Source organism: Photobacterium sp. WH24 (assembly GCF_019204055.1).
Classification (GTDB): Bacteria; Pseudomonadota; Gammaproteobacteria; order Enterobacterales; family Vibrionaceae; genus Photobacterium; species Photobacterium arenosum.
Map to the genome: position 1 here is coordinate 193512 of NZ_JAGSOZ010000008.1, position 24248 is coordinate 217759.

The following is a 24248-nucleotide window of genomic DNA, read 5'->3' on the forward strand; positions in this document are numbered from 1 at the left end:
ATCTCCTCTTATCGTGTCAGTGTTTTTTACATTGCAATATTGATGCTGAAAAAACCTGCTGCTTTTCATTGGCTTATGTTTTGGCATGTAAGCTGCAATAGCTTGTGCGAACACAAAAACACGAACATAAATCAACACGGCATAACACAAGTAGGGAGCAAGATGATGAAATCGCTTATAAAGACAGGGGTAGCAGCCCTTGCACTGCTGGGTGGTTCGATGAGTGTGTCGGCGGCACAAATCGACTTCACGGACGGTGCTTATTCAAGCCTGAATGGAAATCAAACCAGTACTGTTGGCGGAATAACGTTTTCTTCGTACCGTTATTATGTCCCCGGGTTGTTTCAGGATGGCATTATCACTGGCGATCAGTCACTGGTTAATTTGTCACACAGCGGGCAAGGTATCGGCGTCAATAGTATTTCTGACGGTGGCCTGATCGACAACACGTTGTTGCTTGGCGATGATAACTTCAAAGTGGATGGTCATGAGTTTCTGGTGCTGAGCTTTGATCAGCCTTCGACAGTAGAAGGTTTATATCTGAACAACCTGAATCTGCTGGAATCGGCGACAGCTTATCTGATTGACGATGGTTTCCCGGAATTTGAACTGAACATCAATACCAATTTACTGGGGATTGATGATTTATTGACGGCTCTGACGCCAAACGAGCTGAATTTCCAGGGCAATTACTGGGATCTGGATGGCGAAGACAATGTCAGACATATTATTCTGTCGGGCGTATTGCTGTCAGATTTTTATCTGGCCGGTATTGATTACATGACTTCCGGCGGACCAGGAAATCCGATTCCAGAACCCGCCAGTTTACTGTTGCTGATGACAGGCTTAGGGCTGCTGGGCTGGCGTTCGCGCCGCAAAGGGGCTGGGCAGCAAGCGCCGTTACTGGCGTAAACCGGGTTCAACACTACCTTTTCATATCTGTGAAATGCTTTGATGTTCCGGCGAAGTATGATACTCGCCGGATTTTTTTCTGTAATCGACGCAAGGAGTTGCAGCGATATCACGAAATACCCAACAAAGAAGTGCCACATGAAAGGGAAATTTGCCTAAAATGTAAGTGTCATTTTCACGTAAATGTGATCGTGTTAACTAATAAGTTTGTAGCAGAGCCAGAACATCAAAAGGCCGCATTACAACAAAACAGCACTAAACAATCACATATTTTCCCGAGTTGGCGATGGACGTGACGGTGATAATTTGGGACGAGGTAATCCATTTATGAGCCATTCTGCGCAGGGTAGGGCTGGTCGTGAGGCTAGCTTGCAATCGCTATTTCATTCAATGTTCCTGAAGCGAACCTTGATCAAACTCGCTGTCTTTGCAGCCATCTGGCTGCTGTTAGCCAGTCAGTTTCAGTTGTTCGAACGCTTTACGCTTTGGGTTGGGCAATATCATCAATTCGGACTGGGCGCTTTCATCTCGCTGATGTTCGTTTTGCCTTTCGCTCTCGTAGCACTGAGCTGGCGACGGCTCAGTCAGATGAATCTCATGCTGAAAGCCGGTGAACGCGACAAAGCCGCCATGTACAAACTGGCAATGCATGATTCTTTGACCGCACTGCCGAACCGGCTTTATTTTTCACAGCAGCTTGAGACAGCCCTTCAGCATGCCGGCGATAACGATGCCTGTGTCGCTGTGTTAATGATGGATTTGAATAAGTTCAAGCAGATCAATGATGCTTATGGCCACATTGTGGGTGATGAGTTGCTGGTGGCAACGGCCGGGCGTCTGAAGCATTTGCTGCGCATGCATGACACCATTGCCAGACTGGGCGGGGATGAATTTGCACTGATCCATGTTGGCGGACAAGAGCCGGATGAAGCCTCGGCCCTGGCGTCCCGCATTATTAAAGCGATGTCTGAACCCTACCATATTCGCGGCCAGCAGATATTGGCGGGAGTGAGTATAGGTATCGCCATGTCCAATCATGATATTGAACCTGTCGATTTGCTGCGGGCCGCAGATACAGCCATGTACCGCGCCAAGATGGATGGCGGCTCGACGTTTTGCTTCTTTGATACCCGAATGGACGAGCAGTTAAAACAAAGGCAATTGCTGGAAAGAGACTTACGCAAAGCCATGGCGCAAGACTTGCTCGAACCTTATTATCAGCCGGTGTTTGATCTGAAAAACAGCCAGCTGCAAGGATTCGAAGCTTTACTGCGCTGGCGCCATCAGCGCGAAGGTATGGTGTCTTCGCAGGAATTCATGCCTGTTGCCGAGGATGCCGGGTTGATTCAGGCGCTGGGTGACTGGGTGCTGAAGCAGGCCTGTATGGCCGCGAGGGACTGGCCGGAAGAAATGAGTGTATCAGTCAATATTTCTGCTCAGCAGCTGAAACCGGACACTTTCAGCCAGACTGTTCTGGAAGCGCTGCAGGAATCCGGGCTGGAGCCAGAACGCCTTGAAATAGAACTGACCGCAAAAACCGTACAGCAGGACCCACCGAAAGTGCGGGCCATGATGCATGATCTGAAGCATATAGGTGTCAGCCTGGTACTGGATGATTTCGGTAACGGGAATGCCTGCCTGACTATATTGCGCGATTTCCCTTTCGATAAAGTAAAAATTGCCCGTGCCTGTGTAGGCACCCTGCCAGGCTCTGACGCTAACAAGGCGCTCATTCAATCTGTTGTGGGCATGAGCGGGAGTTTGGGCGTTCGGGTGGCCGTGGTCGGAATTGAAGATGACGTTCAGCTCTCGACAGTAAAATCACTGGGCTGTCAGTTCGGTCAGGGCTTCCTGTTAGGGCACCCGCTCAGCAGGCATGCGGCCGGGCGTTTGCTGGTGGGTTTACCGGATAAAGCGGTGGGCAGCTAAATCCGGCGGATGTGCTGTTTGTGCTACCTGGCCCGGATTTGCTTTTGTCTGTACTGCTCTGGTGTGCATTGCGCATGCCGTTTGAACAGGTTAATGAAAGGCGAAGCCTGGTGATAACCTAAGGTCAGTGCAATTTCTTTTACAGACAAACCTTTCCTCAATAAATGCAAAGAGTAGATAAATTTTCTCCTTTGCCGCCATTCAATGAAACTCATACCGAGCGTATCCTGGCAATGCCGGGCCAGAGTACGCTCAGAGGTATGCAGCTTTTCTGCCCACGCCGCCAAGGTTGTGCCATCGGTTGGATTTTTTTCCAGTGTACGCAGTATAGGCTGCAGGAGTTTGTCTTCACTGCTGGGCAGAAACTGGTCATGGATACGGGTGTGTCTGAGCTGATCCAGCAATACGTCGATCAGACGCTTATCTTCAGCGGTTTCCGCGACCTGTAGCTGGCGGTCACGCAGATCATTGACTATCGCTTCTATGATAGGGTTGACTTCCAGCAGGCAGGGGAAGCCCGGCAGCGATGTAGCCAGCGGTTGAATCAGGTTCATTGAACAGTAATTCATGCTACGGCGCATGTAACTTTCGTGCTCTATACCGGGCGGTATCCATATCGCGTACTGCGACGGTGATAAAAAACGTTTCCCTTCAGCGTTCAGCTCCAGAATACCGCCACTGATTAACTGTAACTGCCCCCAGGGATGGCTGTGCTTTGGGGTGGTTGCATGGGGGAGAAATGCCTGATGGCCGAAAAACACCTCGCCGGGCGGGTTGTTATCGTCAAACAGCGGGCGATAGACGTTTTTCATGGCGCGATCCTTTCATAAAAGCTGTCACAAGAGTAATTCTGATCGGCTGCTGTTGGCAAGTGGCTGAAGCCAGCCGCCATACATGCTATCCTTCGCCGCTTTGTTCAAAGCTAATCGTTTAAAACTCAATAATCATCCGTGTTGGTAAGTGTTTACTATCAGAGCTGATGATTATGAAGTTTGGTATGACGGATAATGGAAAATCATGAATTTTAACCGCATCGTTTGTTTTGATCTTGAAATGTGTTGCTGGAATGAAGAAGGTATCGCTCGCACCGGCGAAATCATTGAGATTGGCGTGGCTGAACTGAACCTTGAAAAGGGCACGATTTCACGTCGGGCGCAATACTATGTTAAGCCGGAAAACGACGAAATATCCCCGTTTTGTACTGAGCTTACGGGTATAAAGCCAGAAGTTGTCGCGCAAAATGGTAAGCCCCTGGCCAGTATTCTGACTGCGATAGAGCAAAAATTCGGTGGCCGCCATAAAATTTATGCGGCGTGGGGGCGGGATGATGCCATCCTGCGTGCCGAGTGCAAAACAAAAGATCTGAACGTGCCTTTCAGGGAGTACCTGAACCTGGCAACCCTGTTTAAACTGCAGCCACACGTTAAAAACAAGCGCATCGGGTTACGGGCCGCCATGAGCATGAGCGGACTGGAGTGGGAAGGCCGTCAGCATTCAGGCTATGTTGATGCCTATAATCTGGCCCGGTTAGCTCGTGTGATGCTCTGCCCGTCTGACTAAGGGCCGCCGGTAAGCTGACGCTAACCGCTATGACACAGGGAACAGTTTGTGCTGATCTGTTGCCTGTGTTTTTTCTCCCTCTCTTTTCTTTCTCCTCTCATTTCCTTTCATTGTTTACTGTCTCCCGGATCGGCAACAGGACAAAATAGTGCTTTGTGGATTATTTTGACTTCCTGCCCTGACGAGCTTAAATCAAATAAGTACCCGGTATCTTTTTCGGAAGAAGGGAAGCGCCTATGCCTGCCAGTCACAACCGTCGGAGCTATGCACCAAACGCCGCACGAAACACAGTGCCAAACGTACTGGTGACTCTGGTGTCTGGCATCGTGCTGGTGGGAGTGCTGCTATTTCTGACCCGTGATGTCTTCTCTCAACTGATTTTTCTCAGCCAGTCAGAAAATCCAATGCGTAATGTGGCGATATTTGCTGTTATCTGGCTGATAGCCATTGCATCGCTGAAAGCGGTGTTAACGGCCAGACGAACAGCTGTGCATGTTTTCTGGAATCTGTTTTTTACTCTGGTTGTGCTGGCCCATTTATCCCTGCTTTTGACTCTGACTGATAACCTGACCCTGTTCGATATCAGGCGGATGTGGATTGAACGCGGCGAAGCAGGTGCTGCTTTGTTTTTTTACTGGTCAGAACTTCTTCTGCCTCTGCTGATTGCTGCGGCATTCAGCCTGTCTTTATTCAGAATCAGAACCTGGCTGCTTTCCCGATATCGCCCTTCCTCCTCCTGCGTTGCTGCCGGATTACCTGGGTTGGTTACAGGGATACTGGCTGTCATGGTGGTGATGAAAGGCCCGGCTGCGGCACAGGGACAGGCGGGCATTTATACCCTGCCCAGCTTGTTCAGTGTAATACTTTACGAGCAGGTTGTGGATGAGCGACCAGAGCGACGGCCGGTCACGACCAAAGCCGGCAAGCCATTGATCAGCAATGTTATTGTTGTCATGGACGAGAGTGTCAGCGGTGATTTTTTCGGGCAGGATACGGATTATTCCCTCGTGCCGAGCTTAAAGGCGCATGCTGATGCTGTGATCAATTACGGTGTCGCCACCTCGGCGCATAACTGCAGCAGCTATAGCAATGCTGTGCTTCGCTGGGGAGTCGTCCCCGGCGCTTTTGAGCAAGCCCTACGCGTGCCGACTATCTGGCAATACAGTCAGGCATCTGGCTATACCAGTACCTATATTGACGCCCAGAAACCGCCGGGCACACTGGCTAATTTCATGAATATCGATGAGCTGAGCTTCATCAACCAGGTTAAGCAGTTTAACGTCGGGCAAATTGAAAGGCACCAGGCATTCATGCGGATTGACTTCGATATTGTCGATCATTTAGTGCCGCTGGTGGCAGATGATAAGCCAGACTTTATTTATATTAATAAACTGGGTGTGCATTTTCCCTATGAGGGGAAATACCCGGCCTCCTCGACCAGGTTTCAGCCTGCGATGGCGTTATTTGAACCTATCGGTCACAGCGATCGTCAGGCTCTGATTAATTCCTATAAAAATGCCATTGCCTGGAATGTGGACGGCTTCTTTGAGCGTTTGCTCTCCCGCATTGATTTAGACAACACTGTGGTGATTTATACCTCTGATCACGGACAGGATTTACTGGAAGAAGGAAAAGGGCTGTTGACGCATTGCAATCGTAATAGCGGCTCTGCCTATCAGGGGATGGTGCCCATGATGGTGCTGACGAGGCATCCGCAACTGCGGCAGCGATTTGAGTCATCGCTGGCGGAGAACCGCCATCAATTGTCGCATTTCAATGTGTTCCCCACTGTGCTTGAAATCCTGGGGTACGATCATAATTTTGTGAAGCAGCATTACGGTGATGCCATGTTTTACCCGGTGGAACGGATCGGGAAATTCTATACCAGCGAATTATTTCTTCCTGAACATGCTCAGCACGACTATGAGTGGAAAAGTGTGCCCCAGCTAACGCCTTCCCGGTTAATGCCGGGGGCGCTTGTCAGTCAGCATGCTGACTGATAGGAATTTCCTGCCTTATGGCAAAAAACAGCATCATTGATTGATTCATCACGACAGAAAACATACATTGTTGGGCTTTTCACGTCAGTTAAGGAATTAAAATGGATATTCAGCGAATTAACCCAACAAAACGTTGGTCTGATGTCACTGTGTTCAATGGTATTGCACACTTTGTCGAAGTCCCTGAATCTGATACCAGTGCTGATATTACGGGTCAGGCAGAGCAGGTTTTTGCTCAGGCAGAAGCCATGCTGGCAAGTGTGGGCAGTGATAAGTCCCGTGTTTTGTCTGTCACTATTTATATTACCGACTGGGCTAACCTTGCTGCTTTCAACGCGGCCTGGGACGCCTGGCTGCCGGAAGGCGCAGCGCCAAGCCGCGCCTGCGTAAAAGTTGAACTGGCGGATCCGGATTACCTGGTAGAGATTGCTTTCGTTGCCGCTGCCGGTAAATAGAGAATGTGCTGCCATCATTTTTGTAAATGGTGGCAATTTTTTCCTTCTGTTTTGATTTCGTTCATTTTCACTGGCATACGGCCTTTCTGACTTCGCCGCCATTCTGGTTTGCTATTTCCCCATAGATAGTCATGCTATTTGTTTCTTACATATTGTTATCAGACGATTAAAACTGATAGCTTTGCTAGTGAGGAATATTAACTTGTCAGTTATGCCTTTACGTTATCTTCTGGGTGTATTGGTGCGGTTGTCGCAGTATTGAACACTCAGCCGTAAAGCCGTTTGACTGCCGTTAATAGATTTTTCCGGTGGATGTTTGTTGAATAAAGGATGGCTGCATTGAAAGGATTGGGATTTGATCTTCGCTCGTTAGAAGTTTTTGTGGCTACCGCGCAGTCTGGCAACATGACGATGGCGGCTAACCAACTGGGCCTCACACAGTCCTCCGTTTCTCAGACACTCTCTTCTCTTGAGCACAATCTTAAAGTGACATTGTTGGACAGAAGCGTTCGCCCGGTTGAGCTGACCGTCGCCGGACGCTATTTTTATGACCAGTCATGCCATCTACTTGCCGAAGCAGAAAAAACACACGGTGTGATGACGAAAAGCAGTTTTCAGAAACTGCATTTACTACGCATTGCCATGGTCGATTCTCTGGCCACCTCGCTAGGACAGCCTCTGGTCGAGGTCATTAAGCGGCATACAGAAAACTGGACTATCAATACTGGCCGTTCCCACATGCATGCCCAGGCGCTGCTTTCACGTAACGTTGATATTATTATTTCTGACGATGCGCTGGAAAATAACGAGCATCTCAGCCGTTACCGCCTGTTACGGGAACCCTTTGTTCTGGTCATACCCAGCCAGTTCGCCAGTCAGTATCAGGGATTACAACAGGTCGCAAAGCAGCTTGATTTTGTCCGCTACTCCAATGACTCGCTGATAGGCGTGACGATTGAACGTTATTTACGCCGACTGGATATGAACGTGCCAGTGAGGATGCAACTGGATAATACGTTTGCCGTGTTATCCAGTGTCGCGGCCGGCCTTGGCTGGACAATCACGACACCGCTTTGTATGTTCCAGTACGGGCTGACCAATGCAGCACTCACCTGTCTCCCTCTTCCGCGCGAAGAACCCTTTTATCGCAATCTGACACTGGTCTGTCGTCACAATGAGTTGGGAAACCTGCCACATATTCTGGCGCAAGACAGCCGTCAAATTATTAACGAACGATTTTTTCCTCAGATCCGGGATGCCTTGCCCTGGCTGGATAAAGACCTGTATGCCGGTTAAAAACCGGCTACTGTTTGATTCTAAATAGAATAAGTGTGATTCCTACCCCGCATATATAACAATTTCCGCATTCTATTTTGGTAATTATCAACAGCGTGGACTAGGTTGAATTTATCGATAGCAGCAAAAAAATACCAGAGAGATCTGAGTACTAATTATCAGTACAAATAATCAATCACAATCGCTATCGGGTGAAACGGGTCTGATATTTCAGAGGTTATCGCAGCAGACACAAATGGAAGTGTGTACCTATCATGAATTCGCTGGAGTTTTTTCTGAGTTCTGTGTTAAACGGCATTGGTAGTCTGTCCGATCTCACCTCGGTATGGAGAGAATTATTTTCACTTCATGTCAATTTTCCTTTCTTCTGGCTGGTACTGGCAGGTTTGGTACTGGTGGCATTGCTGTTGTCTGTCGTCAGCCTGTTGTGGAAGCAGCACAGCCGTCGTTCCCGTGTTTACCGTGAGCTTGCCCGTGCCAATCAAAGAATGAGCCTGGCAACCTCTGTGGCGGGCATAGGTGTCTGGGAATGGGACGTGAATAGCGACACCTTGCAATGGAGCCCTTATCTGTATGATCTCTATGGTGTTCGTGTCGGCAGTAAGCTGGCATTGAGAGACTGGATATCACGCCTGAAAAGTGGTGATGGCGACAAGGTGATCCGGTTGAGACACATCGCAGGTAAACATAAACAGCAGACGCTGCTTATCGACATGATTGATCCGCTGGATGGGCAACCCAGAGTACTGGAGTTGGTGGTGCAGGGGTTGGTTAATGACGCGTCTCGTCTGATAGGCACACAGCGGGATATTTCGGATGTCATTGAACGGCAGCGCCAAATGGAACAGGCCGCTTTGCAGGACAAGCTGACGGGCCTGCCAAACACACGGGCGCTTAACCGGGTGCTCAAAGCCGCCTTTTCTGCGCCGGACGTAGAGAACAAAGTATTCGGCCTCATGTTTATCGACCTGGATGGTTTTAAGCAGGTTAATGACACCCTCGGCCATGATGTGGGTGATGCCTTGCTGCAGCACGCTTCCAAGCGGATGCGAGGATGCCTCAGGGTGGAAGATGAAGTCTTTCGTCTTGGCGGCGACGAATTTGTTGTCTGGGTGCCACTGGGTGAATACGCAGTGAAGATCAATAAGCCCACCAAAGATATTGTCTTTGATGAAGATGAATCTGATCGCCGTGATCCTTCCATTCTCACCTGGGGAGACAATGATGAAGAGCTGACGTTCAGAATGGAAACCATTGCAGAAAAATTGCTGCACACTCTGACCGTGCCTTTTAATTTTGGTGACAACCAGTGTCGCGTCTCGGCCAGTATCGGGATTGCCCGATACCCTGTGCACGCGAAAGATGCCCAAACACTGCTTAAGCGAGCGGATTGTGCCATGTACCAGGCTAAGCATCAGGGCAAACGTCAGTTTGCTCATTATGACCCGGCACCCGCACAGAGCGAAGAAATCTGGCAACAGATTGATATTACAGAAGAAGCGTCAGATAACAAACAGGCTATGAGGTAGTGCTGGCGTGTCATTTTATTGGCTGTTTTGATTTGATAAGCCTGTGTCAGATAAAAAATTGGTGCTTATGAAAAAAAAGTTCAAGTAATCCAATAAATTTTTTACACAAAATTTGTATAGAATCTAATATTTGAGACAGGGAAGAAGAAAAACTATTCTACAGAATGCTAAACCAAAGTGAGGTATGTTCTATGAAGTACGTAGTATTAGCCTGGATTCACACAACCGACTTTATTCAGCGTTTGGTCAAAGAAGAAAAGGGTGCCTCTGCCATTGAGTATGTCTTGATCGCGGCAGTGATTGTTGGTGCAGTGAGTTTGCTAAATTTGGATGGTTTTATTGCTGGAGCGGGCACTCTATTAAAAGACGCAGTGGTATCAGCTGGTGTAACCCCTGAGTAGCAATGAAAGAGATTATATTGGTTTCTTTTCTTTTGATATTTTCATTAGTTGATTATAGAAGGATGAAAGTGCCAAATTGGATGTTGTTTATTTTCTTATTTGTCGTTTTCCTTAGTTTTTTTAATCTAGAAAATAGAGGGTGGACAGCAATAGATGTAAACTCAATGATATTGATTTGTTCCCTAACTTTTCCAGGGTTATATTTTTCAGTTTTTGGTGCATCTGACGTGAAAATACTGTTAATCATGGCACTAATATTGTCTTTCTCTCAGATGCTGGATGTACTTCTTTACTCATTTGTCTGCTTCGCAGTGTACTGGTGGTTGTTTGCTCGTGGCCAGAAAGAAGCTCCCTTTGTGCCAAGCTTGTTGGTTGGGGTGGTCGCATCGTTATGGATTCTATAAAAAAGAAGTGCTTCAGGATCAAACGGATAAAGCAGCAGGGTTCAGCTGCTCTGGAAACCATATTCCTTTTGCCTGTCGTGCTGATGATTTTTTATGCCATTGCCCAGTACAGCTTAATTTTTGTTTCCATTCAGATGCTGAATTATGTCTCAGAAGAAGCGCTTCGCAAGAGCATTTCCTATGTGGATGAGAATTGTTATTACGGCGGTGCTTGCGACAGTACCGAACTGAAAGATCATATTGAGCAATCTGCAGAATCATTAATAAAAAACTATACTGGATCAAATTCAGGGAGAGGCTCACTCTTCGGGCAGAGTCTGGATGATAACCTTTCAATCAATATCGATTCAGATACATTTTGCTGTAAAGTCACCATCATCTATAACTATAAGACCAAACCATTCTTACCGTCTTTCGGTTTGCCTGTACCGGACGAATTAAAATCGACTGCAATATTGAATTTATAGAAATGCGTTCAGTTTGCATTTCTTAAACTATGCTGCCAGACAGCGCGAGTAGAGTGAGGGTAAAATGCAGGGACGCACGTTAAAAATTGCTGCTGCCGTCTTATTGGTGATGGCGCTCTTAATTGGCTGGTACGGTGTTACCTTGAGTGGCCGCACCTCAACGCAAGCCTCATCGCCAGCGGTTTCTGTTTCTAAGCCTGTGGTGACTGTCTGGGCATTCGCTGATGATGTACCGAAACAGGCTGTGTTGACGGAAGATATGCTGGTCGCCACACAAGTAACCGATGCCACCGCCGAAGACATTCGCGACTATTCCCCTTTTATTGGCAGACAGCTGAAATTGTCTGTTGTGAAAGGAACCCGCCTCAAATCTGCTCTGTTGCTGGGTCAGTTACCCATTGCACAGTCTCTGCCTCAGGGATACCGCGCGATTGCGATTCAAGCCAGTGAACTGACCACAGTCGGCGGACATGTTCATCCCGGGTATCGGGTAGATGTGATTTACCTGCTCCGCGCCAATAAGGAATCGGGCGATAACAGTACCGCCCGGCGCATTCTGAGTAACGTAGAAGTGCTGGCTGTCGGGGATCAACTGAACTTCGACAGTAAAAAAACAGAGAAGCAAATTAACGATAAGGCCAGAACTGTCGTGCTGGCCGTTCCCGCCACAGATACGCCTCAGTTATTGCTGGCAGAAACCACGGGGCAGCTCAGGCTGGCAGTGGTGGGCACCCAGGAGCTGGCACCTGCCGTTGAGTTAACGGCTGATACAGAGAGCATGATGGCCTACACGCCGGTTGCCGGTCAGACATCTGACGCTAATCAGACACTTGGCGTCAATCAAACAGCGGGCGTTATTCAGGCGCCTAAAGTCATTATTTCTTCGCAGAAAACAGCCAGTACCTCACAGGGCGCACCTGCTGTAATGATGACAGCACCCAGCCATTCAACGATCAAAGAACCTGAAGATGTTAAACAAGACGACAGCTATGTCATCTCATTAAAAACGCTGGGTGGGTATCGCGAAGCAGAAGTGGAAGTGAAAAAACCGACTCCGGTGAAATACCGTTACGTTGCGCCTCGGGTTGAGGTGTATCAGGGCGAGAACCGAACTCTGGTTCGCACCAGCCACTGACAGGGAGAGAGTGAATGCTGCGTTTTGTTAATGGATTATGTGTGTTTTTGGCTCTAAGCCTGAGTGTGTCCGTCAATGCCCGTGATTTTCAACTGGATGTTGGTCAGCAAGTGACCGTGCATTCCGGGAAACGCATTCAGCGGGCAGCCATTGGTGAACCCTCTGTGGCGGGCGTTAAAGTGTTAAGTACCTCTGAGTTACTGGTGACAGGTAAGCAGACAGGAACGACATCTCTTCTGATCTGGGAACGAGGCTCAGATGAACCAGTCCGCCACCGGATTTCGGTGAACCCCGGTGGTGTTGCAACATCCAATATTCAGGTGCAGACAGATATTAAAGTGGTTGAAGTGAGCAAAAGTGCGCTCAAAGAAGCGGGCTTCTTTTTCGGTAAGCAGGGTTCCGGCGGCACCTTCTGGGGTATTGGGAATGCCAGTGCGATCACTGGCGCTTCGTTTAATGGTTTTCGTGGCAGCTTCTTATCCAGTGGCGATGCGTTCAATCTGGTGATCGGCAACGTGGCGGATCATTTTCTCGGCACAGTGAGTGCGCTGGACAGTAACGGTTTTGCCTACACGCTGGCTGAACCCAGCCTGGTGACTATGTCTGGCCATACTGCGACCTTTCTGGCCGGTGGGGAATTTCCGTATCCGAAAAGCACCAGTGATGATGATATCAGCATAGAGTTTAAAGAATTTGGGGTTCGTCTGAACCTGACGCCGACTGTGATGTCTGGCGATCGCATTATGCTGAAAGTGGCCCCTGAAGTGAGTGAGCTGAACTATGCCCAGGGTGTACAGGCCTCCGGCGTTATAGTGCCGGGATTGTCGGTACGCCGCACAGACACCACAGTTCAGCTGGGCAACGGCGAAAGCTTCGTGATCAGCGGGCTGGTCAGCCGCAGTACGATCAAAAATGCCAACCGTTTCCCGGGATTGGGTGACATTCCAATTCTTGGCGCCTTTTTTCGCTCAACCCGGTTAGAAGAGAATGACAAAGAACTCATGATGGTCGTTACGCCGCATCTGGTGAAACCCTTTGCCAGCAATGCGCCACTACCACCATTACCGGGCGAAATGTATCGTCAGTTTAAACCCAACTTTTTCGAATTAATTTTTCTGGATGCTGAACCCAGAGAACTACCCGTAAAAATGGGTTTTGCAGGGGAGGGTTAAGATGCAGCTCATGGCCTATACGGCGGATCATCACGCCAAACTGGATGTGTCAGAAGCGATCCCGGAAGGGTGTACGCTGACATGGATAGAAGATGCGTCTCATCTTAGTTCTAACCTGGCCTGGAAACAGACGCGCATTCTGATTTTAGTGGCCTCTGACTGGCCAATGTCCGATATCGAAAGCCTGATGGATAACTTTGCGCCCCGGCGCGTCATTCTGGTGGATCTGACACCAGAGGCGCACTGGCATGGCATTCAGCAAAACCAGCTGGTCCGCAAACACCTTCACTGGTGTGAGCTGGAGGGACTGACAGATCTGATCATGAATCTGACGCAGATGACGTCTTTTGACGCCACATCGCGTTTGGCGCTGTTATCGCCCCGCAATGACTGTGATGGTGCGTTGCTGGCCATAGCTGCAGCGTCACAGCTGCAACGAAAGCACAATCAGCCCGTCCTGTTATTGGATCTGGGGCGACCATACAGTGATGTGTCTTCTTATTTGGGCTGCGGTGATCGTATTGATTTTCTCACCTTGCTGGAGAAAAAAGATTATCTCAGTGCGCAGTGGCTTCAGGAGCAAGAGCTGGACGCCACAACCGGTATTCATGTTATCGGCATGCCGGACTCGGACAATTACAGCGCTGTAACCATGGAAGCACTGGTGGAAGTGATGGATCTGCTGGAAGGCATGTACAGCAATATCATTATTAATCTCACCGGTATGCCACCCAGCCCTTTACTGTTTTTCATGGTCAATCGCTGCGATCAGCATTGGCTGCTGGCCGATCAAAAAAACGTCAGCCTGAAAAGCGCCTGCGATTTGGCTGAATTACTTTACCTTCAGGGGATCAGGCCGGGCAGCGTGAATTTAGTGCTGGCGCCTTTTTCCCCTGAAGTGATGCCGGGGAAAGAGATGATCCAAAATCAGCTTCCGATCTTAGTTCGTGGCGATTTACCGTACACCTTTGCAGTCATTACTGACATTAATGCTAACGCACTGTTTCCGCCCAGTGGTGAGTTCAGGTTGTATATGAAGGCGGTTGAGAAATTGCTCTGGCTGTCGACAGAAAAATCACGCTGGCAGTTTTCTCTGGGCTGGTAAGTATCCTTAGGTGATTTCTCAAATCAAGGAGCAGGTATGGGAAATGAAGTGGTGTGGCCAAGCAGGGAATTGGTGATTCAGCAGGAAGAATCGACGCTGGCTCTGAAAGCGGAATTACACCGTTACATCATAGAGCAGTTGGAAGAAGATGGCCTGATGTTCGAGATGGAACGTCAGGAAATGCAGCCGCACGTACATGATTACGTTCGTCAGTATTTTCAGCAGCATAAGGAACTGAATCAACATCTGAATATACAGGATCTGGTCACGGAACTGATGGATGAAATCGTCGGTTTTGGCCCGTTACAGAACCTGCTGGATGACCCAAACATCGACGATATTTTAATTAACGGCCCGAAAAACATCTATGTTGAGCGAAGCGGTCAGTTAAGCCGGATTTCCCTGAGGTTCATGAATGATCAGCATGTTTTGCGGGTTATTCGCCGTATGATTTCGCCAATTGGCCGGCGAATTGATGAGTCTAACCCCATGGTGGATGCCCGTTTGCCCGACGGCAGCCGGATCAATGCGGTGATCCCGCCTTTGTCTATTGATGGCCCTTGCCTGTCTATCCGGAAATTCAAAAAAGAAGGTCTGACGGCGGATACCTTAATTCAAAATGGCGCCATGAGCGTTGCCATGCATCAGCTGCTGAGAAGCTGTGCTAAATCGCGTTTTAATATTCTGATCAGTGGTTCAACGGGGTCAGGTAAAACCACCTTGCTCAATATTCTCAGCCAGTACATCAATACCGGTGAACGTATTGTAACCATTGAAGATGCCGCCGAACTGCAACTCAGAAACGGGCACGTTGTCCGTCTGGAAACACGCCCGCCAAACTCTGAGGGCCATGGCGAAGTGACCGCCAGAGATTTGCTCAAAAATGCCCTGCGGATGCGGCCTGATCGCATCATTCTGGGTGAAAGCCGTGGGGGTGAAGTGCTGGATATGCTGCAGGCGATGAACACAGGCCACCAAGGGTCGATGAGTACCCTGCATGCTAACTCCCCCCGCGATGCGCTGGTGCGGCTGGAAATGATGGTTACACTGGCCGGTTTCACTTCCACCGAATCGCTGATTAAACAAATTATTGCCACTGCACTGGATATGATTGTTCAGGTTTCACGACTGCCAAGCGGTAAGCGGGTCATTACTCACATTGTTGAAGTACAAGACGTGGCAGACGATCAGATCCGCATTCAGGAACTGTATAAATATAACCAGCAGACAGAAGATTTTGTGCCTGTTGATGCTATGTCAGTCCACCTGCGTAAAAAGCTGGAGGAGGGGCTATGAACAGCGCGATCTTTATCGCGGTGGTATTGCTGCTTGCCAGCTGCGTATTAATGGTGATTGCCACCAGGCGGCCCAAAGCTGCGACCTCCAAAGCTGCAACAGAAAAAGCTGCGACAGAGAAAGCCCGGAAACAGGGTGCAGACGAACGGCCTGTCCAGCGCAAGGATCGCTTGCAGGAAAACTGGCAGCGACTGGGGTTGAGCACATCGGTTTACATGCTGGTGGTTTATGCGGCTTGCCTGTTGTGCGGGCCTTTCGTGCTGGCTCGCCTGTCTGGTATTGGCGGGCTGGGCATTGGTTTGCTTGTTTCTGTGGGATTTATTCTCCTGCTGGGGCAGATCCGAAAAAGTAATAAACGCCGGAAGATTCTTCAGCAGTTACCAGGATTTATTGATCACCTTAATCGCCGTATACATGTTGGCATGTCGCTCAACAAAGCAGTCGAGCAGGTACTGCCCGCGATGAATAACCCTTTACGCAGTGCTGCGCAACGGGCGGTTCAGCGTACCAGCCTGGGCACAGAACTTTATGACTCCTTCTATAAAGAAGCAAAAATAACCGGTGTACAGGAATTTGCCCTGCTTGGCTCTGTGTTTAAGGTGAATCATCAGTTTGGCGGCAGCGTGACGGCGGCATTAGAGAATTTGGTTGAGTTGCTGCATCAGCAGGAACGCAGCCAGCGTGAACTGAAGTCGATGACAGGGGAAACCAGGGTGACAGCCTGGGTGATGGGAGTGGCACCGACGGCCATGGCAATTTATATGCTGGTGTCTAATCCCCAGCAGTTGTTGTCTATGTGGGCAGATGAATCAGGCCGGCAGGCACTGATGCTGGGCATTGGGGCGCAGGTACTGGGCGCCTTGGTGCTGTGGCGCATGGTTCGGTCGTTATAAGGCGGTTTGGCTGGGTTCATGCCGCTTAATGGATCCCCGCCTGCGCGGGGATGACGAAGTAAAAAGATAAAAAGCGTGCAGTGGCGAGAAGTCTTAATGACGTACACGCCGACTCGCCGTCATTCCCGCGAAGGCGGGAATCTAAGGACGGCAAAGCAGAGTAGGTATAGACAGAGGTAGAGAATGACAGTCACCGCTTATTTGATCATTGCCAGTTTATTGCTCACTGCAGGCGGGGCCGGTTTGATGTACTGGTCAGTCAAATTACAAAAAGCACGCAGCGTCGAGCAAAACCTTGCTAAATCGCTGGGTAAGACGCCCGGCGAGCGTGTGATTCAGACAGGCCAGATGTTGTGGGGGAAAACCAAGCGGCGTAATGCCTCATTCCTGAGCGAGATTCTGGAGATGATGCGTAAAGCCGGATACATCTCCAACCGCGAGCAGACACTGGCCGTGTTCAGGATGGCAGCCGTGTGGTGTGCCGTTCAGCTGGTGTTCGCCAGTCAGCTCATCCAGGCCGATGCGCCGGTAAACAATAAAATCAGTCTGGCGTTTATCAGTGCGCTCGGTACGGCGTATCTCACTATTCAATGGCTTAAGAAAAAAGCGGCCAAGCGCACCCGGATTATTGATGAAGAAATGATTATCGGCCTGCAGGTCATGAAAATTTTGTGGGATGTCGGTTTGTCGCTGGAGAGTTTGTTGCGCACCCTGACCCGTGAACTGTCGGAACTGACTCCTGAGCTGAATAAAGAACTGAAACTGGTACTCAGCAAAATTGAAGCGGGCCAGGAACGTTCCTCGGCATTCAGTGAAGTGGCCAGCGTGAACGATTCCACCGGCATGCAGGATTTGTTAACCATGCTGGCACAGGTATCTGAAACCGGCGGCAATATGTCGGCTTCGCTGAATCAGTTATCACAGTTGTTGCAGGACAGACGACGCACTCAACTGCAGGAAAAAGTCACTAAACTGTCGGGGAAAATGTCAGTTGTCATGATGGTGTTCCTGTTTCCGGCACTGTTTGTTGTGCTAGCCGGACCGGGGTTCATGGCACTCGTCAAGGCGATTGGCAGTTGATGCCTCCTGCCATTAACGTGCGGCGGTAAAGAAACAATAAGAATGACAAGGATGTGGATATGAAAAGTCAGTTTAGCAACGGATTTATCAGGTATTACCGCTATTGGGCAGGCGGCCTGCTGGCAATAACGCTGACTGCCTGCTCGGGTTCGCCTCAGGAAGAAACGGCCCAGCAAACGGCAAACAAGGCCGTACAGTCTGGCGCTTGTGGTGAAACACTGATCGCTAAAGACGGCATGAAGCTGTCGATGGTGAAACAGCAAATGGATCAAGGCCAGTATTATCTGGCGCTGGCAGCACTGGATGATCTGGATGAAGATGGCCTGAGCGTGCGGATAATGCGTGCTAACAGCTACCGCAAACTGGGCAAATGGGATGAAGCGTCCGCTTTGTATAAAGGCATGCTTAACACCTGCCTTTCGGGCAGTGCGTATCACGGGCTGGGTTTGATCGCTTCGTATCAGGGCAATATGCAGGACGCCATGAAGTGGATGGAAAAAGCGGCCAAAGCCGCCCCGGTTGAAGCCGATGTCCGCAATGATCTTGGCTTTTTACTGTTGGTAACAGGGCAGGATCAGAAAGCCAGAGATGAATTGTTAACTGCGCTGGAGCTGAATCCGTCGCACCCGAATGCGGCGAAAAATCTGTGGTTCGTTTTATTGAAAACCAACCAGAAACAAGCGGCTGCGACGCTGGCTTCCCGGTTCGAATGGGACTATGCCGATCAGCAGGAAATGATGGATGCCATTACTGCCTTCAGGCCGTTGCAGCTGGATCCTTCTCAATCGGGCAAAGAAAGTACAGGAGCTTTGTGATGAAAAGGACATACACCTCTTTGATCACTGCGATGGCGTTTGCGTTTGCAGGCACTGCCGCGCCGGTTATGGCAGAAACACGTTCAGCGACAGAACCGGGAGAAATCAGTGCGTACCCGGCAACCACTACAGCGCAGTTAAAACCGGTCATGAAAAGTGAGCGCAAGAACATGACTCAGCTCTGGCTGAATATGCAGACGCGCGGCCAGATGGCAACATCCCAGACCGATACCCTGACGCCAGAAGCCGCGAAGGCGACACAGCAGCGGATGCAACAGAGCTTCAGCCACCCGATTCCGGATAAATTTATTAAAGACAACTTTGGTGGCAGTTAATGGTGAATCAAAAGCCGACTCACACGAACTTGGCGCACTGGCTCGTTTTTTCGCGTACTGACTCGTTGTTTTCACGTACTGACTTGTTGTTTTCACGTACTGACCTGTCATTCCCGCGCAGGCGGGAATCCACTTAACGGAACATGACGCTGACTGATAACACCTCTGCGCTGGCACAGGCATGAGAATCATCAGCACTGGCGGCACACTGAGGCATCAGTGTTATCACTCACAGTCGCCATGAGGAGCTAGGATATGTTGAGTACATCGAGATCGCCTGGTCGTTTTTCTCGGATATCCCGCCAGCGCGGCGCGGTTGGGGTAGGTCTGATTTTACTCATGGTCAGCATGGTGCTGTTCCTGGCAATGGCCGTCGACACCGGCCGCCTGTACATGGAAAAACGCAAGCTCCAGAAACAGGCCGATTTAGCGGCACTCAGCTTAGGGCGAAGTGCCTGCTATATCGACGGAATCAACAATAAAGATACGCTGGAGACACTGGTAAAACAGAATCTGGCAGCCAATGGTTTTGATACCACAGCCTCAAATCCAACGATTGAATTCGGTGCCGCGCAGATCGCCGGCAATGAATGGGAATTCGAACCTGCCAGCACTACAGTCAAAAGTGCTGGCAGAGTCACCATCAGTAAAACCGTACCCGGCAGTTTGATTTCACAGCTGTATAACCCGAACGATGTCACTCTGAGCGCGTCGGCGGCGGTTTATAAACGCATGTCGGTTGGGTTTGGGGTGGGGTCTTCTGCAGTAAATGTTGGGTTAACTAATTCAGTCCTAGGTGCTGCATTAAAAGGAAATCTAAATATTATTTCTTATGATGCTTTAGTGAATGGAAAAATCAGTCTTGCGGCTTTATTGATAGAACTTCTTCCTAACCTAAAAGATAGCGATGGTAGTTCATTATTATTTACTGATCTGACTGTGGGTGATGTTGATGATATATTAGATGCTTATGTGAATGTGGCTGATATTATTGAAGCCTCAATATTAGTGCTAGGAGAAACTACAGATGAGGGTGCTGTGTTATCTACAATAAATCAATTAGCATTAAATAGTGGGTTACCAAGAATACAATTGTCGGAGATACTGTCTTTAGGCATACATGCTCATGATGAAATGGTTAAGAGTGCTGCCCTCGCAAGTAAAATTAATCTTTTTGATTTGGTCTCTGGAACAATATATGCGGCGAATAAAGACAATTTTATATCTATTCCAAATTTAGATGTTGATTTAGGTGTTGCAGGTTTAGCTGTTGCTTTGAAGGTAATAGAACCGCCACAGTTTGAATTTGGGAAATTGCCTGCTACATTAAATGATGACTTTGTGGCGTCAGCTAAAACATCTCAAGTTGATTTAAAAGTGAAAGCTACACTGTTAAATGGTGGCTTGGATTTAGGATTAATAGCCTTAGAGGTAGGTACAATAGGAGTTCATGCTACTATAGCTCAAGCGGAAACTAGGCTGTTAGATGTTTATGGTTGCTCCTTATCTGGTAACGGGATGAAAATGGATTTCTCCACAAAACCATCAGTTGCAACAATTAGAATTGGAGATGGAGGTGCTGTAGGGGACAAAGATGATTTTGGTTCCCAAGGGGCTCCAATAAAAATTGGTGCAAAAGTTGGCCTGAAAACTTTATCTGTTGAAACAGCGATAAGTGTACCAGTTTCATCTTCAACTTTTGTAAATCACATTGGCACAATTGATAAAGAATTAGAAATGCCACAGAAGGTTTCTACTGTTAATCCAGGAGCTGGAAACACTCTACAGGGAGCTTTAGACTCAATTAAAAACGGCAGTAGGGATTGCGATGATCCTAAACATGTTATTTGTGTTGATGTGAAAGGGTTAGGGATACTAGACCCATTGCTTGGGAGTGTATTAGATGCTCTTTTAACTGGATTAATCCCAGTTGTTATCGATTTGATTGATGATGTTCTGGTGATAGTTTTAGACACGATTTTAACAAATGTCCTCGGTATCCAAGTCGGCACAGCCGATGTATTCGTCAAATCTATCGACGTTGACGGCGGTGGTTTGATTGAATAATGACCTGCTGAGAATGTTTTGAGTTTCGTGTTTCAATGGATTCCCGCCTTCGCGGGAATGACGTTTAATTTATAAGTGACGTTTAAATTATAAGTGATATTTAAATTATAAGTGATATTTAAAGTGTCAATAATTTTAAACTATAGATAATTTTTAGTTAATAATCATGTTGTAAACAAGTTTAAGGGCGTGGTTGATATTTTAAATATTCCATTTAAATAATTCATAAAAAGGTTTTTTGATTGTGGATATTAAACTTGTCTGTCTCAAAATATAGCGATGATTTGTTTTTTCATCAGACTGATAACTTCAAGATTTAATAGCAATAACTCACTCGGTTGTAAGTTTTTATGTCATTCCCGCGAAGGCGGGAATCCAGTGATTTCAGAGTACAGATCACGCCATTGTGGGTTAGATTTCTCAATCAAGTTCATTTTCCACTGCCTTCTCCATTTCTTGAGTTGTTTTTCTCTCTGGATGGCAGAATACATATCGTCTACTTGTTCAAAGTAAACTAGGCGTAGCACATTATATTTTCTAGTAAATCCATATTTCTCTTTCTGCTTGTGTAACCAGATACGATTTACTAAATTGCTCGTTACACCTATATACATTGTTCCGTTTTTCTTACTGGCAAGAATGTAAACGCAAGGATGTTTATCCATATTAATTAGACCCCCATCGTAAGTGGCTATTTGATTTATATTGGGGTTTTGTTAGTAAATATAAATTAAGTTAAGTGAAATTATCGACATGGTTAATAGCTAGTACCAAAGTGTTGAAATGTGATTTCACTTTTCTTAGATGCAGTTTGCGTTATTCGTCTTTGTAATGGATGAAATGGTAAATATGGAATTCAGCCTTCGAGATATATGGACTACTTTCTCACAACGAGAGTGCAGCTACAGTTTTCCTTAATCAGACACTTTATGTGATTGCCAACTGAACCGGAATCTGAAAATGAAAACTGGCTGTGCCCGTGAAACGAGCATCCATACCCAGCAGTATTTCGACCAGACTGCCGTGATTGTCGAGGGGATAGCCAAGTAATTCGGCTTGCCGGAACAGGCTCTCAATGGCATTGAGATAAGCAATGTCAGAGGCGACGCGGACTTTGGTACATAAATAGTAGCCTTCTGCAATCAGATGGTCGTTTGGCTCTGGTGGTGTTCGCCATTTTCCTGTGACGGATGTGATGTCATGCCAGGGGCGATCCAGCTCCAGCACGGGTGTGGCGCAGAGCATTTTGGCCGTCTGCTGCCCGTGTTGATTGAACAAGCTGTGCCAGTCTCCTCTGTGGGCTATTTGCGTGTAGATCCCTCTTGCCGGAAACCAGATTAATTCACACGGCATAGATAAAGCCAACTGCTGTTCAAGGGGGGGCTGTACCACTTCAGAAGTGCGATGCTGGCTGGGATGCGCCAGCTTACTGAGCAAAGCGATGGTTTCATCTGGCGTGCCCGTTTGTCCTAATGCTTTGATGTGTTTTGCCTGATAGCCAGTGTCCCGTTTGAGGGCTTTCGCCAGTGCCTGCGACGAGGAATAGCCAGAGGACAACGCAATTTGGGTAATTGAGCTGTTTCGCGACATCAGCAACTGTGAGATGGCATATTGCAGTCTGATACGGTGTAAATATTGCCCCGGCGTTTCATGAAATAACTGGGTAAACTGCCGGTGAAAATGAAAGGGCGATATGGCACTTCTGCTGGCAATTTGCTCCCAGGTCAGCCTGTCACTGAGCGTACTGTGCATCAGCTGCAAAGCCATTTCGAAGCGCTTTCGTATATTGTCCGCCAACGGCGCGAGCAGGGTGCGCTCGGGCACGAGTTCATAGAGCGACATGAAGGTATCAAAAGAATCCGGGCTCTGTTTCATGGCTGAACGGGCGAAGTGAAAATGAATGTCACTATGCGCCCTGATGCAATTGTTTGCAAGATGTTGACTGGACATTGTGTGCTCACTACAGCTGCAGTGTTACTGGTATGGGTTGATACGGATTGTCCGTTTTGAGCAGGCTCAGCCAGAGTGAGTGAGCCGTTTGTTGTGACTGCAGGTTCAGCCAGTGGATCAGCGTTGGGATAACGCCGGGCGCCAGTGCGGACTCACCCAGCCAGTGCAGTTTGAGCAGATCCCCTGTATCCATACGCTGTCTGGGAAAATAGGCTGAATCCAAAAGCCCATGATTACCGCTTGCGATCAGCCGGGTTGAGACAAAAGGATTTGAAGCGCGCTGGTGTCTTTCAAACTCAAGCCGGGCATCGACATTGAGATCATCCTCTCCCCAAATGAGCAGAGCAGGTGTGCGAATCAGCGGGTAGTCCTGCCGGGCATCTGACTGCAGATTCTTCAGAACAAAGTGGTACCTGTCTGCCAGCATGGCCTGATCACCCATCGCTTGCCGGTAGTCTGCATAGGCGGGTGCTTGTAGCAATAAGGCAATTTCTTCGTCATACGCCAGAAGGGCTGCCTGAATCTCTGCTTCCGTTGCGCTGGCCTCAGTGTGTTTGAGCCGGGTATAGTAACGACTTTGCTCAATCCAGTTGGTCGCAAAGCCAATACCAACCATAAAGCCAAACTGTGCCTGATGATCGGTTGCCAGTGACGGCAGTACCCAACCGGCCTGGCTGAATCCCACTACACCGGTTTGCCGGGCAGTGAAACCATATCGGGACTGTACCCATTGAATCGCATCAAGCACTTCGGCCTGTCTGTCTGCCATCGACTGCTCAAGCCAGTTTCCGCTAGATTTCCCGACGCCAGGTTTATCCCAGCTCATGATCGCGTACCCTTGGGCGCGGAGCTGATCCCACAGCAAAGGGTAATATCCGTAAGCGTCATGGGGCATTTCACCGTCACCATGAACAAATAGCAGCACCGCCTTGCTAGTCTGGCTCCCTGTCGGTGGCAGGTACACCCCGGACAGTTGATTATCGCCGCTCCGGAAAACAATGTGTTCTTCTGACGAACAGGCCGAAAGCGTCAGGACGAATAACAGAACAAGCAGTTTCATTCAGATCACCATCAGCTGCTAAAAGTAGGTGTAATGTGCCAGCAAGAGTATCGCGGGAACGGCTAAAGAAAACGTGTCTCTGTTTGCTGTTTGATGGAAGATGCTTGCTGTTTTAAGGAAGGGTGAAAGCTATCTATCAACGGACGTTAGTTAAAAAGAGTTCTGAAACAGTTGAATGTGATTAAATTATGCCCGTTATGTGTTTTTAATGGGTGGTTTTTTGATTACTTTTATATTGATACCTAAAAAGAATAATGTGCGTTAAAATGTGCATTCACCTCAAATTATGTAGATAAAGTATTAAAAAAGTGGATTATCGCAACCCATGTCTGATGAAATCAGGCTTGCATTTTGTCTGCTCATTTCTGGTCAAACATTGGATTTTTC

The 24248-nt window shown here is 48.3% G+C and carries 23 protein-coding genes; 19 read left to right on the forward strand and 4 right to left on the reverse strand.

Translation table 11 applies throughout. The annotated features are described in order from the left end of the window. Positions 1-162 precede the first annotated feature (162 nt). Both KCG43_RS11975 and KCG43_RS11980 read left to right on the forward strand, forming a co-directional pair. The gene (locus KCG43_RS11975; protein WP_218385096.1) at positions 163-912 is read left to right on the forward strand and encodes a PEP-CTERM sorting domain-containing protein; all 750 of its coding nucleotides are present in this window, start codon (positions 163-165) and stop codon (positions 910-912) included. A 327-nt stretch (positions 913-1239) separates the two neighbouring features. Then, on the forward strand, positions 1240-2841 hold the full coding sequence (locus KCG43_RS11980; protein WP_218385098.1) for a bifunctional diguanylate cyclase/phosphodiesterase: 1602 nt from the start codon (positions 1240-1242) through the stop codon (positions 2839-2841). Positions 2842-2864: 23 nt separating this feature from the next. Here the strand turns inward: KCG43_RS11980 and KCG43_RS11985 are convergent, their stop codons facing one another. Continuing rightward, positions 2865-3653 (reverse strand): helix-turn-helix transcriptional regulator, encoded by a 789-nt coding sequence (locus tag KCG43_RS11985; RefSeq protein ID WP_218385100.1) that lies wholly within the window; start codon positions 3651-3653, stop codon positions 2865-2867. Positions 3654-3858: 205 nt separating this feature from the next. Between KCG43_RS11985 and KCG43_RS11990 the strand changes: the two genes are divergently transcribed. From KCG43_RS11990 to KCG43_RS12070, 17 genes are all read left to right on the forward strand, one after another. Then, a complete protein-coding gene (locus tag KCG43_RS11990) occupies positions 3859-4401 on the forward strand; it encodes a 3'-5' exonuclease (RefSeq protein ID WP_192016163.1) in 543 nt (180 codons plus the stop codon). A gap of 236 nt (positions 4402-4637) precedes the next feature. Then, positions 4638-6401 (forward strand): sulfatase-like hydrolase/transferase, encoded by a 1764-nt coding sequence (locus KCG43_RS11995; RefSeq protein WP_218385103.1) that lies wholly within the window; start codon positions 4638-4640, stop codon positions 6399-6401. 101 nt (positions 6402-6502) lie between these two features. After that, entirely contained in the window at positions 6503-6856 is a 354-nt protein-coding gene (locus tag KCG43_RS12000) for a RidA family protein (protein WP_192016165.1), read from the forward strand. A gap of 330 nt (positions 6857-7186) precedes the next feature. After that, positions 7187-8152, forward strand: a complete 966-nt coding sequence (locus KCG43_RS12005; protein ID WP_255558012.1) for a LysR family transcriptional regulator — start codon at positions 7187-7189, stop codon at positions 8150-8152. A 254-nt stretch (positions 8153-8406) separates the two neighbouring features. Continuing rightward, positions 8407-9681 carry a GGDEF domain-containing protein gene (locus KCG43_RS12010; protein ID WP_218385105.1) on the forward strand — a complete coding sequence of 425 codons (1275 nt, stop codon included), beginning with the start codon at positions 8407-8409 and terminating at the stop codon, positions 9679-9681. A 191-nt stretch (positions 9682-9872) separates the two neighbouring features. Beyond that, entirely contained in the window at positions 9873-10082 is a 210-nt protein-coding gene (locus tag KCG43_RS12015) for a Flp family type IVb pilin (protein ID WP_192016167.1), read from the forward strand. A 2-nt stretch (positions 10083-10084) separates the two neighbouring features. After that, on the forward strand, positions 10085-10486 hold the full coding sequence (locus KCG43_RS21525; RefSeq protein ID WP_218385108.1) for an A24 family peptidase: 402 nt from the start codon (positions 10085-10087) through the stop codon (positions 10484-10486). Further along, positions 10474-10953, forward strand: coding sequence for a TadE family protein (locus KCG43_RS12025; RefSeq protein WP_218385112.1), 480 nt, complete (start codon positions 10474-10476; stop codon positions 10951-10953). Before KCG43_RS21525 ends, KCG43_RS12025 begins: the two co-directional genes overlap by 13 nt. 64 nt (positions 10954-11017) lie before the next feature. Continuing rightward, complete coding sequence (gene cpaB / locus KCG43_RS12030) at positions 11018-12088, forward strand: Flp pilus assembly protein CpaB (protein WP_218385115.1); 1071 nt, start codon at positions 11018-11020, stop codon at positions 12086-12088. 41 nt (positions 12089-12129) lie between these two features. Further along, positions 12130-13260 (forward strand): type II and III secretion system protein family protein, encoded by a 1131-nt coding sequence (locus KCG43_RS12035; protein ID WP_370630684.1) that lies wholly within the window; start codon positions 12130-12132, stop codon positions 13258-13260. Position 13261: 1 nt separating this feature from the next. Continuing rightward, entirely contained in the window at positions 13262-14365 is a 1104-nt protein-coding gene (locus KCG43_RS12040; protein WP_218385123.1) for a hypothetical protein, read from the forward strand. Positions 14366-14401: 36 nt separating this feature from the next. Further along, positions 14402-15661 carry a CpaF family protein gene (locus KCG43_RS12045; RefSeq protein ID WP_218385126.1) on the forward strand — a complete coding sequence of 420 codons (1260 nt, stop codon included), beginning with the start codon at positions 14402-14404 and terminating at the stop codon, positions 15659-15661. After that, complete coding sequence (locus KCG43_RS12050; protein WP_218385128.1) at positions 15658-16554, forward strand: type II secretion system F family protein; 897 nt, start codon at positions 15658-15660, stop codon at positions 16552-16554. The genes KCG43_RS12045 and KCG43_RS12050 overlap by 4 nt, the downstream gene beginning before the upstream one ends. Positions 16555-16737: 183 nt before the next feature. Beyond that, entirely contained in the window at positions 16738-17634 is an 897-nt protein-coding gene (locus tag KCG43_RS12055; RefSeq protein ID WP_218385129.1) for a type II secretion system F family protein, read from the forward strand. 59 nt (positions 17635-17693) lie between these two features. Beyond that, a complete protein-coding gene (locus tag KCG43_RS12060) occupies positions 17694-18449 on the forward strand; it encodes a M48 family metallopeptidase (RefSeq protein WP_192016175.1) in 756 nt (251 codons plus the stop codon). Then, entirely contained in the window at positions 18449-18784 is a 336-nt protein-coding gene (locus KCG43_RS12065; protein WP_218385130.1) for a DUF3613 domain-containing protein, read from the forward strand. The genes KCG43_RS12060 and KCG43_RS12065 overlap by 1 nt, the downstream gene beginning before the upstream one ends. Before the next feature lie 255 nt (positions 18785-19039). Next, complete coding sequence (locus KCG43_RS12070; protein WP_218385132.1) at positions 19040-20851, forward strand: pilus assembly protein TadG-related protein; 1812 nt, start codon at positions 19040-19042, stop codon at positions 20849-20851. Between the two features lie 353 nt (positions 20852-21204). Here KCG43_RS12070 and KCG43_RS12075 read toward each other — a convergent pair whose 3' ends face one another. The 3 genes from KCG43_RS12075 to KCG43_RS12085 form a co-directional block, all read right to left on the reverse strand. Next, positions 21205-21516: a GIY-YIG nuclease family protein gene (locus tag KCG43_RS12075; protein ID WP_218385135.1), complete on the reverse strand. Its 312-nt coding sequence runs from the start codon at positions 21514-21516 to the stop codon at positions 21205-21207. Between the two features lie 262 nt (positions 21517-21778). Then, entirely contained in the window at positions 21779-22801 is a 1023-nt protein-coding gene (locus KCG43_RS12080; RefSeq protein ID WP_218385137.1) for a helix-turn-helix transcriptional regulator, read from the reverse strand. Between the two features lie 10 nt (positions 22802-22811). Beyond that, a complete protein-coding gene (locus tag KCG43_RS12085; protein WP_218385139.1) occupies positions 22812-23861 on the reverse strand; it encodes a S9 family peptidase in 1050 nt (349 codons plus the stop codon). Between the last annotated feature and the right edge of the window lie 387 nt (positions 23862-24248).

Excerpts from the sequence above, each read along its gene's own strand:
- KCG43_RS12080 (WP_218385137.1), bottom strand. The coding sequence starts at position 22,801 with ATGTCCAGTCAACATCTTGCAAACAATTGCATCAGGGCGCATAGTGAC.
- KCG43_RS12065 (WP_218385130.1), top strand. The coding sequence starts at position 18,449 with ATGAAAAGGACATACACCTCTTTGATCACTGCGATGGCGTTTGCGTTT.
- KCG43_RS12085 (WP_218385139.1), bottom strand. The coding sequence starts at position 23,861 with ATGAAACTGCTTGTTCTGTTATTCGTCCTGACGCTTTCGGCCTGTTCG.
- KCG43_RS11990 (WP_192016163.1), top strand. The coding sequence starts at position 3,859 with ATGAATTTTAACCGCATCGTTTGTTTTGATCTTGAAATGTGTTGCTGG.
- KCG43_RS11980 (WP_218385098.1), top strand. The coding sequence starts at position 1,240 with ATGAGCCATTCTGCGCAGGGTAGGGCTGGTCGTGAGGCTAGCTTGCAA.
- KCG43_RS12000 (WP_192016165.1), top strand. The coding sequence starts at position 6,503 with ATGGATATTCAGCGAATTAACCCAACAAAACGTTGGTCTGATGTCACT.
- KCG43_RS12015 (WP_192016167.1), top strand. The coding sequence starts at position 9,873 with ATGAAGTACGTAGTATTAGCCTGGATTCACACAACCGACTTTATTCAG.
- KCG43_RS12070 (WP_218385132.1), top strand. The coding sequence starts at position 19,040 with ATGTTGAGTACATCGAGATCGCCTGGTCGTTTTTCTCGGATATCCCGC.
- KCG43_RS12045 (WP_218385126.1), top strand. The coding sequence starts at position 14,402 with ATGGGAAATGAAGTGGTGTGGCCAAGCAGGGAATTGGTGATTCAGCAG.
- KCG43_RS12040 (WP_218385123.1), top strand. The coding sequence starts at position 13,262 with ATGCAGCTCATGGCCTATACGGCGGATCATCACGCCAAACTGGATGTG.
- KCG43_RS21525 (WP_218385108.1), top strand. The coding sequence starts at position 10,085 with ATGAAAGAGATTATATTGGTTTCTTTTCTTTTGATATTTTCATTAGTT.
- KCG43_RS12075 (WP_218385135.1), bottom strand. The coding sequence starts at position 21,516 with ATGGATAAACATCCTTGCGTTTACATTCTTGCCAGTAAGAAAAACGGA.
- KCG43_RS12025 (WP_218385112.1), top strand. The coding sequence starts at position 10,474 with ATGGATTCTATAAAAAAGAAGTGCTTCAGGATCAAACGGATAAAGCAG.
- KCG43_RS11995 (WP_218385103.1), top strand. The coding sequence starts at position 4,638 with ATGCCTGCCAGTCACAACCGTCGGAGCTATGCACCAAACGCCGCACGA.
- KCG43_RS11985 (WP_218385100.1), bottom strand. The coding sequence starts at position 3,653 with ATGAAAAACGTCTATCGCCCGCTGTTTGACGATAACAACCCGCCCGGC.
- KCG43_RS12055 (WP_218385129.1), top strand. The coding sequence starts at position 16,738 with ATGACAGTCACCGCTTATTTGATCATTGCCAGTTTATTGCTCACTGCA.
- KCG43_RS11975 (WP_218385096.1), top strand. The coding sequence starts at position 163 with ATGATGAAATCGCTTATAAAGACAGGGGTAGCAGCCCTTGCACTGCTG.
- cpaB (WP_218385115.1), top strand. The coding sequence starts at position 11,018 with ATGCAGGGACGCACGTTAAAAATTGCTGCTGCCGTCTTATTGGTGATG.
- KCG43_RS12050 (WP_218385128.1), top strand. The coding sequence starts at position 15,658 with ATGAACAGCGCGATCTTTATCGCGGTGGTATTGCTGCTTGCCAGCTGC.
- KCG43_RS12060 (WP_192016175.1), top strand. The coding sequence starts at position 17,694 with ATGAAAAGTCAGTTTAGCAACGGATTTATCAGGTATTACCGCTATTGG.
- KCG43_RS12010 (WP_218385105.1), top strand. The coding sequence starts at position 8,407 with ATGAATTCGCTGGAGTTTTTTCTGAGTTCTGTGTTAAACGGCATTGGT.
- KCG43_RS12005 (WP_255558012.1), top strand. The coding sequence starts at position 7,187 with ATGGCTGCATTGAAAGGATTGGGATTTGATCTTCGCTCGTTAGAAGTT.